This window comes from Buchananella hordeovulneris (genome assembly GCF_001907235.1).
GTDB lineage: Bacteria > Actinomycetota > Actinomycetes > Actinomycetales > Actinomycetaceae > Buchananella > Buchananella hordeovulneris.
Genome location: NZ_MQVS01000003.1, coordinates 186,636 through 199,942, shown reverse-complemented (window position 1 = coordinate 199,942; position 13,307 = coordinate 186,636). Strand labels below are relative to the sequence as shown.

Genomic DNA, 13,307 nt, shown 5'->3' with positions numbered 1-13,307 from the left:
ACCGGTCTGGTCCCGGTTACTCAGGTCACTCGGCGGTCTGCGGATGGGCCCCATCCCGTACTGCTTCGACGATACGATAGGCCACCGACAGGGGCTTCTCGCGCTTCCAGAAGCGCAGCACAACCCGGCCTCTATCCCCCAGTGCGGCAGTCGTATCCGCGTCCCGTTGCCGGTTGTGGCCGATCTTCGCGTCCCAGAAGTCCGTGTTGGTGGCTGGCATCGTGAAGAGCGCCGGACAACGGTGCCAGAAGCAGCCATCGATGAAGACGGCGACGCGAACACGGGTGAAGAGCAGGTCAGCCGTGCGACCGATTCCCGGTTGAGGTGGGGCTTTGACGCGGTAACGCAGTCCCTGCGCATCAACCGGGCGACCTGGTCCCTGCCGATCTGCCAGTCGGCCCGACGCATCGCATACCCGCATCTTCCGTACCCCGTAGACGCCGTAGTTGGCTGCATGGATCTGTTTCAGCTCGGCGATGAGGACCCCGTCATGCAGCGTCCTAGCGCTGGGAGCACGACGTTTCGCGGCCCGGTACCCGCACGAGAGGTGATGGACCCGTCCTCAGTGTCCTGCAACGTGGTGCAAATGGGCTCGACTTCGAACTGATCGCGATAGGTGTTGATGTAGGTGATCATCGCGTCTAGGGGCGGTTTGGCTCCGCGGCGAAAAACGCCGACGCGGTCTTCAGGATCTCGGTCACCCGCCACAACTCGGCGTTCTCCCGCCGCAACCGCTTGATCTCGCCAGCAGCATCCGAGGTCACCCCTGGCTGGACACCGGCATAGATGTCAGCCTGCTTGACCCACCGCTGCAACGTCCTCCACGACACACCCAACTTCGGCGCGATGTCACACACCGCCCGATACTGACTGACTCCTTCCTCCTGCTCGATGCGCTCACGCACCATCCGTACCGCCCGAGCACGAAACGTTTCTGGATACTTCCTCGTTATGATCGAATCCTCTCAACAACAGATCGGAACCAAACCCAGAACGCTTCAACCACGCCATAATCTCCTTGCACCATTGCGTCTCAAATACAGCCTTGGAGGAAATCGCGCCCAACACATCATATTGAAGATCATCACCCTTGACCTTCACCCTACATCTTTCGTTAAGCACATAAGCAAGGGCGTCAAAAAAGTCATGATCTCCTATTTCCAAAAGGGGGGATATTCTAATCCTTTCATATTCTTTCAAAGATTCTTGAACTATCCTTTCCCGATCATCGCCCTGATACCTGCTGCGCACAAGTGCCTGGTTGGCAATTTCTTCCGGCGAGAGCTGGCATTTCTTAAGGCCGCCAAATTTAAATTCACTTAGCCTCAGGTCCAAAGAACGCCTTGCTGCAACTATTCTAGTCGCAGAAAATCGTGCACATAAATCATATGCCTCACGAGCTATATCCTCGGGGACGCACGACTCGTCTGAGAATCTTGGCGACACCCTAGCCACCCTAACACAGATGACATGATGAAGATCATCTCGGGCCCTTGCAACAACATCGATAACACAGTCGTGAGAAACACTAACAAGCACATTTGACCCATAAGATTTAGCTTCTCGATAGTTATCGTAGTCCCTGTCCACAAGAAACCGGATAGAGTCAAAGTTCCGATCCAAAGCCAACTTAGCTGCCTGCAAAACCTGCGTCTTACCGCCCGTTGCGTGCTTCAACAATATATGGCCCCCGAACGGCCTATAAAGCAAAAGATAGTCAGTCTTACCTTCAACAACTAAAGCCATCTTCCCTGTGGCTTTACATTGCATTGCAACTGTGTTGAAGAGTGTGTGTTCATCCAAGTGATCTTTCATGAGCCAGAGCACCCCGTGTTCCCTCGCCCTAGAGAGCATGCGTGCTCCCACTTGTCATGAATTATTTGAGGTGAGTGTGTCGCCACAATAAATCGAAACCCCACCAAATCTGCGATGCTAATCACATCCGGCAAAAAAGCAATTTGCCATGCCACATGCAGGGAAATTTCTGGCTCATCTATGAGAACCACTGCACCGGGCGGCACATTAAACAGCAGGTCGATAAGAAGAATAATTTCATGCTGTTCACCCGAAGATAGAGAATCAAGATCAATGGAGAGGGATGAGGTGGAGTGCCTAACAGTCAAGCCTTCCTCGGCAGTCACCGTAAGAGTTTTGTTCATCAAACGCTTGTTGACTATTTTTTCTAAGAGCTCAATCTTCTCCAGGAGGTCCCCGAAAGGCTTCAGTTTTTCCTCGGCATCATCAAGATAGAGACTCAACAAGGCGAGAGCCCACGGCTCCAACTCTTCTTCCGGCAGAGGTAATTCTTCTTGTAGTTTTACAGATACCACCCTACTTAACCGCTCCCGAAGGGCATTTTGCTTACTATAGCGATCCCTGATCTGATCTGAATCAATGACAGATTCACTACGTGCCTTGTTTAGAACTCGATCTGGAAAGGTTCGGTCTAGACCCTGAGTAATCCGGGAGTGCTCTGTTTGCGCCTTACGAAGAAGACTCCGAATGTGCTCTGATTGTTCGCGTATTCGCGACCGCTCTGACACAGACTTTGGACGACGCGGATGCCTTCTTATACTTCCATTCGCCCTCAGCCTCTGCGTTTCAATCAAGTAACTTGGGACAGCCTCTAAGAAGTCTCGCATTTCTTTTGGTGCGCGCCGATGGTCCCGCTGTCCCCCTGAGATCACGTCGGAGAAACCTGAGTCCACTAAACACATCAAGTCGCCGTCTAAATCCTCCCATCCATCTTCCGCATATATAGGGCCATATCCGCGGCCAAGCAGCCTGCCAGGACCTCGACCACTATCTATTTCCAGATTTCGACCGCATCTCCATTCAACTGACCTGCCTCCGGGAAGACTCAAAGTAAATACAATTGCACGACACCTTATTTCCTTGGTGTTATCTGCGGACCCGAAGACGCGTTCAACCGCAAGTTCACTGCCGTCCGAATAGCGAAGAAATGCGCCCCTGAACGGCAACGTCATTAGTTTATCCCCACTCAACTTACTTGCATAGTGTATTATTTCCAGAAATTTTGTTTTTCCAACGCCGTTCGGACCATAAATAATTACGTATCCATACTGGGGATCAATACTTATCTCATGATCATATTCACCGAAGAGTCCAGCAACGGATGCTTGAACCAGAAAAGGGCTGATTTCACTCATTCGACTAGCCTACCACAGCTCCTGATGATTGGCGTCAATCCTGCCGATGCCCAAGTGAACTGTCCCGGGTTTGGTTCCTAGGCGATGTTCATTTGGTGGGTGTGGTGTTGGTAGTAGCGGTCTTCGGTTTCTTGGGGTGTGGTGTAACCCAGTTCGCTGTGCAGGCGGGTGTTGTTCCACCAGTTCACCCATTCAACTTCGGTTAGTCCCGCCCAGTGCTGGGAGTAGATCAATTCGCTCTTGTACAAGCCGTTGACGGTCTCGGCCAGTGCGTTGTCGTAGGAATCTCCCACAGTGCCGACAGAGGCATCAATTTCTGCTTCGACCAGGCGTTCGTGGTAGGCGACACATACGTACTGGCTGCCGTGATCGCTATGGTGGACCAATCCCTTTAGAGTTGCCTTGGCGGTGGCGATAGCTTGTTCCAGGGCCTGCAGGGGCAGAGCCTGGGCATTAAGTGTGTTACTCACTGCCCAGCCAGCGATTTTGCGGCTGAAGGCATCTGTTACGAAGGCAGTGTAAACGAACCCGCTGCGGGTGCGAACGTAAGTGATGTCCGCAACCCACAACTGGTTAGGGGCACTGTGCGCGAAGTGGCGTTCAACCAGATCTGGGCGTGTATCGGTCCCAGGAGCGCTCCTGGTTGTTACTGCCTTGCGTCCACGCACAACGCCCCTGAGCCCTGCAAGTCTCATCAGCCTGGCTACTTGATTGCGTCCCACGTCCTAGCCTTCGCGTTTGAGGGCATGCCACATCTTGCGCACTCCGTACACCGAGTAGTTCTCTCGGTGGATGTGCTCAATGACGGGGATCAAAGCGGCATCTCGCAAGCAGCGCCGAGAGGGCGCACGGTTCTTGGCCTTGTGATACCCCTGGGCAAGTGATGAGGCCGCCTTGGCGGTGTTCGGATAGAACTTTGCAGATGCGTTCAACGCCGAACCTAGCACGGTGGGCGTCGATGAAAGCGATCATTTCGGGTACCGAGAGTCGAGTTCTTTGGCGAAAAAGTCGAGGCTGCCTTCAGGATCTCGCCAGCCTGGCGGAGCTGAGCTTTTCCCGCCGCAGGCGGGCCACCTCGGCTTCTAGCAGTGCTTGTTCAAGATCCTGTCTCAATCTGGGATCGCGATACCAGCGGCGCATTTTCTCATACCGCACCCCGAGATTGACGGCCACCTCGCGTAGAACACTGGTAAGGGAGACTGTCTGTTCCGATGCCAGACAGTCGCTGACAAGACGAACAGCACGCGACTTGAACACTGGGGAGAAACGCTTCGGCATAGGTCAATCCTTTCAGGCCGACCACCCGAACCAAACCCAGGACGGTTCACAAATTGTCCTAAGAAACGAGCTGTCACTCTATCGCAACACACCAAAACTCAAACAAGCTCCCTGAATGACCTTCAGTGTTGAGCTGCTCTGCCCATCTAGAATAGCGGGCAGAGCAACCCAGTAGACATTAAGTCAACAAGCCTTACGGCGGCAATGTATCACCATCAGCAGAATTTACATGAATCTGCGGAAGTAACACTTACCATGCCGGGTTGGCTAGCTTGACAAACGTCAGGATTGGAAGATAGCTGCTAGCTATTTTCCGCGCTTGGACGGCTTGGCCTGCGCTAGAGCGGAGCCAGCCACCGCCTTAGTACGCGCAGACGATCTGCCATCACGCAGTACAGCGGACGCTTTCTTCGCTACCGCTGCAGATGTTTGTTTGCTGTTTTTAGCCATGCTTCACCCCCTTTCGTAAAACCAGACAATGCCAGCCAAGTGTACCAAATATATAAGCCGCAGCGCCCCCTGTGCAAGATCCTTTCGGCATTTCAACCTCGTCAACAGAGCGGCAGGCTCACCGGGTTGTTCAATGCGTGATCGCTTCTTCCGACCGCGTCCACTGTTCGAAGCGAACACCTACAATCTCAATCTCCATGGGAAACTCCTTCCGTTCAGTCAATCCACCCGTGTTGGCGGACAACAGGAAAGGTCTCAGTGGCTACTGACACTTTTAGCGCCTGCAATTCCAAACCTCACCTGGGAAACGCAGCACCCGGCTTCAACCGCTAAGAACTTGAGCAGATTCACCCAAACAGCACGTGACGCAACACACTTTAGCTCTTCTGCGCGGCCGTTAAATAACCGTCATTCCTGCACAAAACCCTGAAAATTCCAGCCCCGTTTCACATCCTCCGGCTGAATCTCCCACAGCACCGCCTGGGTCGGCCGTGCCGGATGGACGGCTAGGCAGCGGCGCCACGAGTGCCGCTTGCGGTGTTCCAACCACCTCAACCGCGCCACGTCGCCTGCGGCGGCTTCTTTCTCCGCCCAGTACCACGTAAGTCCCCGTCCGCTGAACTCGTCGTTGAGCACGTTGTGCCAGCCGTCGAAGTCGGTCAGCAGTACGCGGCGGGCCGCCACGCGCAGCTCCAGCATGACGCCCGGCCCGTTCTGGCGGTAACGCCGCAGGTCGGGCCGCACCGGCCCGTCCTCGCCGATGCACCACCACGCCCACAGCGGCCAGCGCACCCCCTCCGGCCGCGGGTCACGCCGCGCCAGTTGGGCGGCGATCCAGTCGTAGGCGGCCACCCGGCGCGCATCGAGCCCTTCCGGCCCGGCGGCCGCGTGGCACCGGTCAACCTCCGCCCGCACGGTCCGCCCGGCCCGCAGCTGCGCCCAGATCTCGGGCGGCTGCATCGTCCACAGCGTCAGCTCACCCAGTCCGCCGGGCCCCAGTCCCGGCCACGGCGCGCCCTCCCCCACGCTCACAGTCCCCGCGCGCTCAGGCACCACGGACCCTAGGCAGTCAGCCATCGCCGCCCCCAGCCTCCGGCCAGCCCGCCGGTCTCACGCCCCACCGCCCGCCGCACGCCCCACAGCTCGCACACCCCGCCGTCCACTGCACACCCCACCGCTCTCACACCCCACACACCCCGCTGCCCGCTACCGCGCACGCCCCGCTCGGCTCCTGCCAACGCAGGAACCGCCCGCTCTCGGCGGGCATTTCGACGATGCGCGGGTCGGCGAGCACTTGCGGGGCCAGGGTGGACCAGGCGTCGTCGCTCAGCTCGAACGCGGTCTGCACCTCCACGTCAGCCACGGACCGCCACCGCCGCACGAACTCGGCCACCCGCTCCACCGTCGGTTCCAGCTGCGCCTCCACGGCCCGCTGGCCGGTGAGGAAGCCGATTACCTGCCGGAACGTGCCGTACGGCTGCCACGCGGGCAGCAGCACCGGGTGCTTGCCCGGCACCGTGAACAGGAACGCGGGGAAGCCCCGTACCCCGGTCTCGGCGACCAGGCGCAGGTCGGTGGCGAAGGCGTCGGCGGCCGTGCCGTCCTCCAGGGCCGCCAGGAACCGGCCGACGTCCAGGCCCGCCTCGGCGGCCAACTCCACCAGCACCTCGGGGCGGTTGGTCTGCCGGGCCTCCGCCGCGCCTGCTTCCCGCATCCGCCGCAGGAACCGCTCGGCGAGCTCGTCGCCCTGCTGGCGGGCGGCGTGATAGGCGATGCCTTGGGGGTGTGTGGAGACGTGCTCGGCGTCGAATAGGCGCAGCCCGGTGGGCGTGACGGGCATCTGGTGGCGGCCCGCCGCGGCGGCGTAGTGCGCAGCGACGTCTAGGTTGGCTTGCTCGGGGTCTCCCCCGATCCCGTTGGCGTCGTCACGGAAGCTACGGATGTCCGGCACCAGCCCGCCCATGACCTGGCGGATTTCCACCTGCGCCCCGTAGCGTTCGGCCACCGCCCGCAGCATGGGCTCGCTCCCCCAGCACCAGGTGCACACCGGGTCGGTGAAAACCGTGATCGACACCAACATGGCCCCTCCTTGCCGTCACGCTACCCCACCGCCCCGCCACCGGACGCCATATTTCCCGCGCGTTGGCAGCCCACGCCTGGTAGACGTCGCATAACCAGGTTGAGTGCGCCATATTTCCCGCGCGTTGCCGGCCGACGCCCGGCCCGTGGCGGTGGTCACGCTCCGCCTCCCCCGCCCCACTCCCCTCTTTAGTTAGGCTGCCCTTACTTGAACCGGTGGCTGGTGTGCCACCCGACGAAAGGATGCAGATGACCAGCTCTCCTGGCCGTCGCCGCCGCGCCGCCCTGCTGGTGGCCGCGGCCCTCAGCCTCAGCTCGGCGGTGCTCGCGCCCGCCGCGCTCGCCGCGCCCGCCGATCCCGCGCCCGCCCCGGCACCGAGTGCGGCCCCGCCGACCGATGACACGCCGTCGACCGAAACTCCGGCGGCTCCCAGCGCGCCCACCGACGCCCTCCCCGGCCCGGACCAGGACGCCACCCCGGCACCCGCTCCGGCCGACCCCGCGCCCCTGCCGGACGGCCAGGCCCCGGGCATTCCGCCCCTAGCCGACCCCGCCGCGCCCGGCCCGCAGACCACCGAGTCAGCCCCGCAGACCACCGAGTCGGCCCCGGAGACCACCGAGTCAGCCCCGGAGTCCACCGAACCGGTCGGTGAATTGGAGGAGGACGCGGCGGCCACGTCGACGCCAGTGGACGGCACCCAGGAGGCGGCCGCCGCCTCGGTCCGGCTCGACTGGGGGGTCAAGGCGTCCTTCCGCCGCTACATCAAGACCATCGCGCACGGCTCGTGGCAGCTGAGCGAGGGCGCCACCGGAGAGTTCTCCTTCCCCCTGGCCGCCGGAAAGGCTCCGCAGACGGAACCGTTCACGGGCGCCCAGTTCAAGGGGCGCGTTGACTTCACTGGACACAACGGGGTGCTGGATCTGACGATCGCCGACCCGGAGGTGATCCGCACGGACGCGGGCTGGCAGCTGACGGCCCTGGTCGCCTCCAAACCGATCGATTCGGACACCAAGCCGCCGCTGCGGCGCTTCTCGATCGCGACGCTCAGCGAGCCGATGGTGCAGCACCAGGGCACTCACACGCGCGTGCAGTTCGCCACGGTGCGGCTGAGCGCGGAAGGCAACAAGGCCTTCGATGACCGTTACCCGACCGGGGTGGAGCTCGACCCGCTCACCCTGCTCCTGCCCCAGAAGACCACGGCGCGCCTCACCGACCGCCTGGCGGGCCCCAACCGCTACGCCACATCGCACGCCGTCTACGCCAGCCGCGCCACCTGGGGCCCGAACCTGGTACTGGCCTCCGGCGAGCAGTTCGCCGACGCCCTGGCCGCCACCGCCCTAGCAGGCCCGCTACGCAGCCCCGTGCTGCTCACCGCCGCCAAGTCCCTGCCCGCCCCCACCCGCGCCAGCCTGGACCTGGCCAAACAACGCGGCGTGACCAAGATCTACGCCGTTGGCGGCACCTCCGCCATCAGCGACAACATCCTGACAGAACTCCGCCAACGCGGCTTCCAAGTCGAACGCCTGGCCGGCCCCAACCGCTTCGCCACCGCCCGCGCCGTAGCCGACACCACCCGCCAGGTGCTAACAGAAAACGGCAAACAGGTGCGCACCGTCGTCCTGGTCGACGGCCTGAACTTCGCCGACGCCCTAGCAGGCGGCCCCGTCGCCACCAAGCACGACGGTGTGCTCCTGCTGACCAGCGGCCCCAAGTTGGACCCGCAGACGCTGGCGGCCGCCAAGTCGTACTCGCCGAACTTCATCGCTATCGGCGGTAGCGCGGTGCGCGCCGCGCAGTCCACGGGCGACGCCGAGGTGCAGGTAACGCCGCTGGCCGGTCCCAACCGGTACGCCACCGCGCTGCAGGCGGCGCTGCACCAGCCGCAGAGCCCGCAGACGGTGGTCTTGGCTTCGGGCGTCTCGTTCCCGGACGCCCTGGCCGGGGGCGCGCTGGCCGCGCACACCGACGGCGTCGTACTGCTGTCCCCACCCGGGGCGCTGCCGCCCGGTGTCGCCGACTTCCTGGCCGCCCGCGACATTGCCAACGTCTGGCTGACCGGCGGGCAGGGTGCCCTGAACCAGGCCGTGTTCGACGGCGTGCGGGCCGTGCTGTAGTTCCGTCTCGGTGTGCCGGGGGCGGGTGGCTGTTGCCACCCGCCCCTGACATATGTCATGGCCCGCCCAGGCACCTGCCACAAAAGCTCATGCGCCTTGACACTGTTGCCACCTCGCCGCCCACCGGAGACTGGAGGCAGTTAGTTGCTCCGAGGGAAGGAAGAAACGATGTACACGATCGAGGCAGAAAACGTCTCCCGGGTCTACGGCAAGGGCGCGGCCGCGTTCGTGGCCGTCGACGGGGTCTCGCTGCAGGTGGCGAAGGGCGAGCTGGTAGCCCTGCTCGGCACCAACGGGGCGGGCAAAACGTCCCTGGTGGAGGTGCTGCAAGGATCGGCGCCCGCCGCGGCGGGGCAGGTCAAGCTCTTCGGCCAGGACCCGATCCGGGACCGGCAGGCCATCCGGCCCCGCTCCGGCATCATGCTGCAGGAGGCGGGCTTTGCCCAGGAGCTGACGGTCGGGGAGACGCTGCGCATGTGGGCGGGCACGCTGTCCCAGCCGCGACCGGTCGCCGAAGCCCTGGAGCTGACGGAGTTGAGCCACCGCACGCACGTGCGCATCAAGAGCCTGTCCGGTGGGGAGAAGCGCCGCCTCGATCTGGCGTTGGCCACCCTGGGGCGGCCCGAGCTGTTGTTCCTCGACGAGCCAACCACGGGCCTGGACCCGGCCTCGCGCCGCCGCACGTGGGAGCTGATCCGGGGCATGCTGTCTCGCGGGGCGACGATCCTGTTGACAACGCACTACCTGGAGGAAGCCGAGGAGCTGGCCGACCGGGTGCTCATCATGGCGGGCGGCAAGATCCGCACGGAGGGCACGGTGTCGCAGATCGTGGCCAGTCAACCGGCCACCATCCAGTTCGCGGACACCGCCCTGCCGGACGACGTGCTGGCGGCCCTACCGGCCCGCACCGGCCACATCGTGCACGAGCGCGGACACACCAAGTTGCGCAGTGTCGACCTGCACACCACACTGCGGGCGCTACTGGCCGCCGCGGACGCGCAAGGGCTGCACCTGGATCAGCTCGACGCGCGGGCCGCCTCCCTGGAGCAGGCGTTCTTGCAGCTGTCGGCCAACATCGCGGAGCACGACGCCTCCCCCGCCGCCCCACCGTCGTCCGCCAACCCGGCGCGCCGCCAGAGCGCGCCCGCCCGCTAGTCCCCCGCGTCGTCGCTGAAGTAAAGGAGAAAGAAAATGACTACCGCCACCGTAAACGTCCCGGCCCCGCGCGCCGCCTCGCGCCCGTTCAAGCGCATCATGTCCATCGCCCGGGCGGAAGTGAGCCTGTTTCTGCGCAACCGCACGGTGATGATTACCGGGCTGCTGATGGCCCCGCTCATGGCGCTGGCCTACGCGCCGATGGTCAAGACGCCTGATTCCCCGGTCTCGTTCGCGACGCTGCTGGTGAAGATGCTGATCACGTGGGGCTTCGTTTTCGCGGTCTACTACAACCTAACCGTCATCTACGTCACCCGGCGCGAGGACGGGGTCTTCCACCGGATGGACACCGGGGAGGCCACCAAGTGGGAGACCCTGTTCGCGGCCTCCATTCCCAGCATGGTGGTGGTCTTGCTGCAGGTGGCCCTCGGGTTGGGTATCGCCACCGTGCTTGACGGCCGGTTCCCGCTGTGCAACCCGCTGCTGCTGTTGCTGGCGCTGGCCGGGGCGGCCGTCGTCTTCGCGGGCCTGGCGGTGCTGACCTCAGCGTTCTCGGCCACCACGGACTCGGCGCAATACACCTCCACCCCGATCCTGCTGGTGAGCTTCTTCCTGTCGGGCATGGGGCTGCCGATTCACCTGTTCCCGGCGGCGGTGCAGCGGGTCGCGGCCTGGACGCCGCTGCACGCCACCAACGACATGCTGTCGGCGGCCCTGGGCACGCACCCGGCCACCGGCGCGCCCCTGACGTTCCTGGAGTCGTTCTCGGTCATCGGGCAGGACGTGGCTTGTTTGGCGCTCTGGGCGGCCCTCGTGTGGTACCTCGCTCCGCGCTACATGCGGTTCTTGCCGCGCCGGTGACGACTCGCGGGTGGGGCCCGTCGGCCCCGCCCGCTTTTTGTGGGGAGAATCTTGGTATGGCACAACGTTTGTCCGGCTCGGTGCGCTTTCGCCGCTACACCGCGCTGTCGGGAGACCTGTCCTTCGCGGTCGCACCGCTGGGAGTGCTGGCGGCCGCCGCGGACGCAGAGCGCTGGAGTCCCAGCCTGATCACAGTGGTGGCGGCGTACTTCGTGTTGTGTGCCCTGGGGGCCGTGGTCTGGCACCTGTCTCTGCGCCACGGCTCGGCCCACCGCTACCGTCTGCCCCTCATCACCGCGCTGGTGGCCTCCGCATTGGCGGCGCTGGGCAGTATCCCGACGGCGGGCCTGAGCCCGCAGGTGTCCGGCTTCGTTGCCATCGGGGCGGGACTGCTGCTGGTGATGCCGCTGCTGCCGGGCTTGCGCACCTGGCAAAGCAACCTGTTGTCGGTCTTCGTCCCGGTCTCCGCCAGCGTAGTGATGACCGTTTTCGCCACCACCCAAGACATTTCCCCGCTGCCCTCCCCGCTGGCGGTGATTGTCCCGACCACCATCTCGGCCACGGTCGCCAGTTTAATTCTGGTCGGTTCGTACAGGTGGACGCTGTCGGTGCTAGACACCGTGGTCGAGCAGGAGCAGCTGGATGCGGTGCGCACCCAGCTGGCGGTGGCCGAGGAGCGGTTGCGCATCGCCCGCGACTTGCACGATGTCTTTGGCCGCACCCTGACGGCGGTGGCCGTCAAGAGCGACCTGGTGGCGGAGTTAGCGGACCTGGAGGGCGCGCCGCGGGCGGCCGCCGAGGCCCAGGCCGTGAAGACGGTGGCCGACAACGCGCTGCGCGAGGTGCGGGCCGTGCTGGCTGAGTATCGTCGCCCCGACCTAGGCACTGAACTGGCGGGCGCGCGGGCGCTGCTGGCGTCTGCGGGGGTGGAGGCTCGGCTCATTGGCGACCCCGCTGCCGTGCCCGTCTGGGCCGTCGAGCCGTTGGCGCTTACGGTGCGGGAGGGGGCGACGAATCTGGTGCGGCACTCCGACGCTAGCTGGGCCAAGTTCGTCGTCGAGGTGGGGGAAGTGGTGCGGTTGACCCTGACCAACGACGCGCCCGCCGCCCCCACGCCCGGCACCACGCGCGGCTCGGGGCTGACGAGCCTGGCCTCCCGCCTGCAGGGGTTGGGCGGTAAGGTCACGTGGGAACACACCGGTCACGAGTTTCAGTTGACCGCTGAGGTGCGACGAGTGGAGGCGCCATGATCCGGATCCTGGTGGCGGACGACGAGACGCTACTGCGTGACGCCCTGTCGGAGGTGTTGGGGCTGCAGGCGGACCTAGAGGTGGTGGCCGTGGCAGCCAACGGCACCGAAGCCATCGCCGCGATCGAGAAGCATCAGCCGGATGTGGCGCTGCTGGATCTGCAGATGCCGGGCGCCGACGGGGTCGAGGTCGTCGAGACCGTCACCCGGCGGGTGCCGACCACCCGTTGTCTCATCCTCACCTCGCACGCCCGGCCCGGGCATTTGAAGCGCGCCCTGCAGGCCGGGGCGCGGGGTTTCGTACCGAAGACCACCTCGGCGCGGGTGCTCGGCGACGTCATCCGCACCCTGCACAGCGGGCAGCGGTACGTCGATCCCGCCCTGTCCGCCGAAGCCATCGCCGCCGGGGACTCGCCGCTGACTCCCCGGGAGGCCGACGTGCTAGAGCTGGCCGCTGACGGCGCGCCCATCGAGGAGATCGCGGCCCGCGCCCACCTCTCCCCCGGCACCGTGCGCAACTACCTGTCGGCTGCCGCCACCAAGCTGGGCGCCCCCAACCGGCACGTGGCCGCAGACATCGCGCGCACCCAAGGCTGGATCGGCTAGCGACCACCAGGCTGGCGACGCCCGCGAGCCCGCTCTGCCCACTTGGTTAGCAAATCCGGTTTACATTTTGGGGACCGGGGTGGGTGGGGGTTGTTAGGCTGGCGGTGTTTGGCCCGTGCTGTGGCGGGCTGCGGCCGTAAAGGGAAGGGGCGGGCGATGGTGGCTGACCCGGTAGTGTTGATGCCTTTGCCGGAGGATCCGCGGGGGGCGTTGGCGGAGTTGGTGGCGGATGTGGATCGGTTGCGTGGGCGTTTGCAGGCTACGCAGGTGTGGGGGCATGTGGGTGGTGGGGTGCCGGGGTGGGTGGGGCAGGCAGCTGATGCGTATACGGGGCAGATTACCGC

Annotated in this window: 11 protein-coding genes and 1 pseudogene; 5 read left to right on the top strand and 7 right to left on the bottom strand. The window is 63.9% G+C overall.

Annotation, left to right across the window (positions count from 1 at the left end; translation table 11 throughout):
- Window positions 1–25 precede the first annotated feature (25 nt).
- The 7 genes and pseudogenes from BSZ40_RS04240 to BSZ40_RS04215 all read right to left on the bottom strand — a co-directional run bounded on the left by BSZ40_RS04240 (window position 26) and on the right by BSZ40_RS04215 (window position 6,978).
- Window positions 26–421 (bottom strand): PDDEXK family nuclease, encoded by a 396-nt coding sequence (locus tag BSZ40_RS04240; RefSeq protein ID WP_073823616.1) that lies wholly within the window; start codon window positions 419–421, stop codon window positions 26–28.
- Between the two features lie 220 nt (window positions 422–641).
- Entirely contained in the window at window positions 642–905 is a 264-nt protein-coding gene (locus BSZ40_RS04235) for a transposase (RefSeq protein ID WP_245793830.1), read from the bottom strand.
- Complete coding sequence (locus tag BSZ40_RS11515) at window positions 898–1,854, bottom strand: hypothetical protein (RefSeq protein ID WP_143180877.1); 957 nt, start codon at window positions 1,852–1,854, stop codon at window positions 898–900. Before BSZ40_RS11515 ends, BSZ40_RS04235 begins: the two co-directional genes overlap by 8 nt.
- Window positions 1,812–3,170 (bottom strand): AAA family ATPase, encoded by a 1,359-nt coding sequence (locus tag BSZ40_RS11260; protein ID WP_084542613.1) that lies wholly within the window; start codon window positions 3,168–3,170, stop codon window positions 1,812–1,814. The genes BSZ40_RS11515 and BSZ40_RS11260 overlap by 43 nt, the downstream gene beginning before the upstream one ends.
- 77 nt (window positions 3,171–3,247) lie before the next feature.
- Window positions 3,248–4,448: pseudogene (locus tag BSZ40_RS11510) on the bottom strand (IS3 family transposase).
- Between the two features lie 858 nt (window positions 4,449–5,306).
- Entirely contained in the window at window positions 5,307–5,975 is a 669-nt protein-coding gene (locus BSZ40_RS04220; protein WP_084542611.1) for a DUF3841 domain-containing protein, read from the bottom strand.
- Between the two features lie 103 nt (window positions 5,976–6,078).
- Entirely contained in the window at window positions 6,079–6,978 is a 900-nt protein-coding gene (locus tag BSZ40_RS04215) for a DsbA family protein (protein ID WP_073823610.1), read from the bottom strand.
- 248 nt (window positions 6,979–7,226) lie between these two features.
- Here BSZ40_RS04215 and BSZ40_RS04210 point away from each other — a divergent pair, with 248 nt between their 5' ends.
- From BSZ40_RS04210 to BSZ40_RS04190, 5 genes are all read left to right on the top strand, one after another.
- Window positions 7,227–9,092 carry a cell wall-binding repeat-containing protein gene (locus BSZ40_RS04210; protein ID WP_073823608.1) on the top strand — a complete coding sequence of 622 codons (1,866 nt, stop codon included), beginning with the start codon at window positions 7,227–7,229 and terminating at the stop codon, window positions 9,090–9,092.
- Window positions 9,093–9,260: 168 nt separating this feature from the next.
- Window positions 9,261–10,247, top strand: a complete 987-nt coding sequence (locus tag BSZ40_RS04205) for an ABC transporter ATP-binding protein (protein ID WP_073823606.1) — start codon at window positions 9,261–9,263, stop codon at window positions 10,245–10,247.
- A 36-nt stretch (window positions 10,248–10,283) separates the two neighbouring features.
- A complete protein-coding gene (locus tag BSZ40_RS04200; RefSeq protein ID WP_073823604.1) occupies window positions 10,284–11,108 on the top strand; it encodes an ABC transporter permease in 825 nt (274 codons plus the stop codon).
- Window positions 11,109–11,164: 56 nt separating this feature from the next.
- Window positions 11,165–12,358 (top strand): sensor histidine kinase, encoded by a 1,194-nt coding sequence (locus tag BSZ40_RS04195; protein WP_073823602.1) that lies wholly within the window; start codon window positions 11,165–11,167, stop codon window positions 12,356–12,358.
- Window positions 12,355–12,963, top strand: a complete 609-nt coding sequence (locus BSZ40_RS04190; protein WP_073823600.1) for a response regulator transcription factor — start codon at window positions 12,355–12,357, stop codon at window positions 12,961–12,963. Before BSZ40_RS04195 ends, BSZ40_RS04190 begins: the two co-directional genes overlap by 4 nt.
- The last annotated feature ends 344 nt before the right edge of the window (window positions 12,964–13,307 follow it).

Coding starts and splice junctions, on each gene's coding strand:
- BSZ40_RS04205 (WP_073823606.1), top strand. CDS start 9,261: ATGTACACGATCGAGGCAGAAAACGTCTCCCGGGTCTACGGCAAGGGC.
- BSZ40_RS04240 (WP_073823616.1), bottom strand. CDS start 421: ATGCGGGTATGCGATGCGTCGGGCCGACTGGCAGATCGGCAGGGACCA.
- BSZ40_RS04220 (WP_084542611.1), bottom strand. CDS start 5,975: ATGGCTGACTGCCTAGGGTCCGTGGTGCCTGAGCGCGCGGGGACTGTG.
- BSZ40_RS04210 (WP_073823608.1), top strand. CDS start 7,227: ATGACCAGCTCTCCTGGCCGTCGCCGCCGCGCCGCCCTGCTGGTGGCC.
- BSZ40_RS11260 (WP_084542613.1), bottom strand. CDS start 3,170: ATGAGTGAAATCAGCCCTTTTCTGGTTCAAGCATCCGTTGCTGGACTC.
- BSZ40_RS11515 (WP_143180877.1), bottom strand. CDS start 1,854: ATGCTCTCTAGGGCGAGGGAACACGGGGTGCTCTGGCTCATGAAAGAT.
- BSZ40_RS04190 (WP_073823600.1), top strand. CDS start 12,355: ATGATCCGGATCCTGGTGGCGGACGACGAGACGCTACTGCGTGACGCC.
- BSZ40_RS04200 (WP_073823604.1), top strand. CDS start 10,284: ATGACTACCGCCACCGTAAACGTCCCGGCCCCGCGCGCCGCCTCGCGC.
- BSZ40_RS04195 (WP_073823602.1), top strand. CDS start 11,165: ATGGCACAACGTTTGTCCGGCTCGGTGCGCTTTCGCCGCTACACCGCG.
- BSZ40_RS04215 (WP_073823610.1), bottom strand. CDS start 6,978: ATGTTGGTGTCGATCACGGTTTTCACCGACCCGGTGTGCACCTGGTGC.